Origin of the sequence: Streptomyces sp. NPDC048142 (assembly GCF_043202835.1) — a bacterium.
Classification (GTDB): Bacteria; Actinomycetota; Actinomycetes; order Streptomycetales; family Streptomycetaceae; genus Streptomyces.
The window spans coordinates 1-2,644 of record NZ_JBIDBC010000079.1 but is presented as its reverse complement, the minus strand read 5'-3'; the positions used below and the strand labels follow the sequence as shown (position 1 = coordinate 2,644).

Sequence of the window (2,644 nt, the reverse complement as noted above, 5' to 3'; positions counted from 1 at the left end):
CGCGCTACGACAAGCTCGCGGTCCGCTACGAGGCGACTGTCCTCGTAGCGGCCATCAACGAGTGGCTGTGACCAGCACATTCGATACACGCCCTAAACGGATACACCGACGAGCAGCTCAAGGACCTCCGTGATCAGTTCGGCGACGTCTGGTACGCGCTGTCGATTCTGCTCGGGCACAGCCACCCGGACACGACGCGAGATCATTATCTGGCGCCGTTCACCGGGCTTCACGTCGACTACCTGATGGCGCTGCTCGATGAGGGCGAGCAGACGGCGATGGATGCTCTTGTCCGGACTGCCGTGGCCGCCACCGGGGTGGTCCTGAGGGCAGTGGAGGATGTCCGATGAGCCGGGGCGGGCAGCGAGCGAGTCTTCCGTCGGCTTCGTGGCAACCGCCGCAACGCGGCATTGCGCCAGAGGGATCCGGCACGCTGGTGCGGTTCTTGGAGGAGTCCGGAGAAGGGTCCAGGATGTACGACTTCTCCACCTGCGAGGTATCGCCCGAGCTGCAGCAGTGGCTGGCCAGGTGCTTCAGTCGCCGCGTCGGCTCGGCCCGCACCTCGCCCAAGGGGCTCAGGGCCGCAAACGGGCACTTTGATGCCTTGCGGGGATTTGCCCGAGTGCTCAAGCAGTGTCGGCCTCAGCCGACTTGTCCGCAGGAGTTGGCCGGTGCGCACATTCGGACGTTCGTGAAGTCCTACGAGGACCGCCCAAAGCGCCAGTATTCGGCCTTCAAGAGGCTACGGACCGTACTGCGGGACGATCCGGAACTTCCCGAGGAGGCCCGCCAGAGCCTCTTCGAGGTCCGTGTGAAGAAGCCTGAGGAGGTGAACCCCGGCGCCTATGAGGATGAGGACTGGCAGGCGATCATGACGGCGGCGCGTCGAGACGTCCGCCTGGCGCGGGAGCGCATCGAGGCAGCACGTCGGCTCCTGGCGCGATGGCGCAATGCCGATCCGGACCTCAGTCGGCAGGAGATGGAGGAGGGTGGGCTCCTGGACAGGTTCGACCGGACCGCCGACCTGCCACGCGGGCCTCGCTTGGGTGACTACAGCCGCGCCGTGCAGCGGTGCGGTGGTTCTCGCCGTCTCATGGCGAAGTTGTGTCTCACCAGGTCGGATGCGGCCGCGTTCTGCATCTTGCTGACCGCGCTGACCCAGGAGAACTTCGGCACCATCGCCAATTGGCCGGCCGCGCACTTCCACCCCGAGGGTGCCCGGGATGAGGAGCGTGTCGTCCTGGTCGAAGAGTCCAAGCCCCGGCGAGGCCCCGAACGGGAACACATGGTCGCCGCCTTGGAGCATCTGCCCGAGGATGTCGCTGATCTTCTCGGTGTCGGTGCCGACGAGCCCCGCCTCATGCGATCGCCGCTGCGCCTCTACGCGCTCCTGCTGTCGCTCACAGACCTGCCGCGCCGCCACAGCGTGGAACGTTCGGCCTTCGTCTCGCTCTATCTCACCGGCAGCCAGGCGGGCCGACAGGCGGACCGCTGGGGCACCGGTGTCGGGGCTCACGACGTCCTCAGATGGGCCCGGGAGCACGGGTTTCCAGCGGCCCGACACGCCGGCCCGGGCAGGCCGGGAGTGGATGTGGTCAGGATCCGGCAGACGGCGCTGGAACGCCGCCAGCACCCTGTGGCCCACTCGCGCCGCACCCTCAACGACGTCTATCTCAAGGGCAGCGGCACAGTACAGGTGGACAGCCGGAAGGTCGTCGGTGCGGCCCTTCGCCAGGAAGTGGCCAAGGCCCGCGTGATCCAGTCCGTCCCGGTCTTCACTACCGAGTTCGTCGCCTGGGCCCGTGAAAACCTGGGCGAGGCCGCTGCTCAGGCGGGCCTGGAGCCACGGACGCTGAAGGACCTTCTCGACGCACAACGTGACACCGCCACTGTCGCCTGTACAGACCACCTCGCGAGCCCCGTCGCAGAGCCCGGCCAACCATGCCCGGCCTCCTTCTTGCAGTGCCTCACTTGTGAGAATGCTCGAACACTGCCGCATCACCTTCCCGTTCAACTGGCCGTCCGCGACGGCATCCGCCAGCGACGCCCTCACCTCGACCCACCGGTATGGCGGGCCCGGTTCCTCGCTCCGCTCCAGCAACTGGATGAGATCATCGGACACTTCACCGACGCTGAACACGAACAGGCACGAGCCGGCCTCGACGTCGGTCAACAGCGCCTGGTCAATGACCTTCTTGACGGTCGCTGGGACCTGCGATGACTACCGCCGCCGCGTTCCGCGCAGTGCCGGAGGGCACGTGGCCAACCGCTGGCACCATCGTCCTCCGCAACCGAACTCTGCGCGCCGGAACCGACCGGGATATCCTGTCCTGTTTCGGCGACAGCGTCTGGAACATCAAGCCGGCTCACCCAGACGCACATATCAACATCACGCCCCTGACCTGGGCCCACTACCCGACTGGCTTCCAGCTGCCTTTCAAGACGTTCTTTCTCGCCGCGCTCGACCACCCCAATCCGGGCAACCCTGCCATCGTGCAGCGCGGCAACGAACGCGCGGGCGTCGCCACGTTCCGATACTGGTTCATCGACTGAGCTGTACTGAGATTTGTGGAGTCCCTGATGCCAGGGTTACCGTCCTGGCGAAGGAGAACTACCAGCACCATGGCAGCACCCCGTAAATACC

2 protein-coding genes are annotated in these 2,644 nt (G+C 66.2%); both read left to right on the top strand.

Annotated features, from left to right (window positions below):
• The first annotated feature begins 472 nt into the window (after positions 1–472).
• The gene (locus ACGF2Y_RS36570) at positions 473–2,221 is read left to right on the top strand and encodes a hypothetical protein (RefSeq protein ID WP_392956404.1); all 1,749 of its coding nucleotides are present in this window, start codon (positions 473–475) and stop codon (positions 2,219–2,221) included.
• Positions 2,218–2,553 carry a hypothetical protein gene (locus ACGF2Y_RS36565; protein ID WP_392956401.1) on the top strand — a complete coding sequence of 112 codons (336 nt, stop codon included), beginning with the start codon at positions 2,218–2,220 and terminating at the stop codon, positions 2,551–2,553. Before ACGF2Y_RS36570 ends, ACGF2Y_RS36565 begins: the two co-directional genes overlap by 4 nt.
• Positions 2,554–2,644 lie beyond the last annotated feature (91 nt).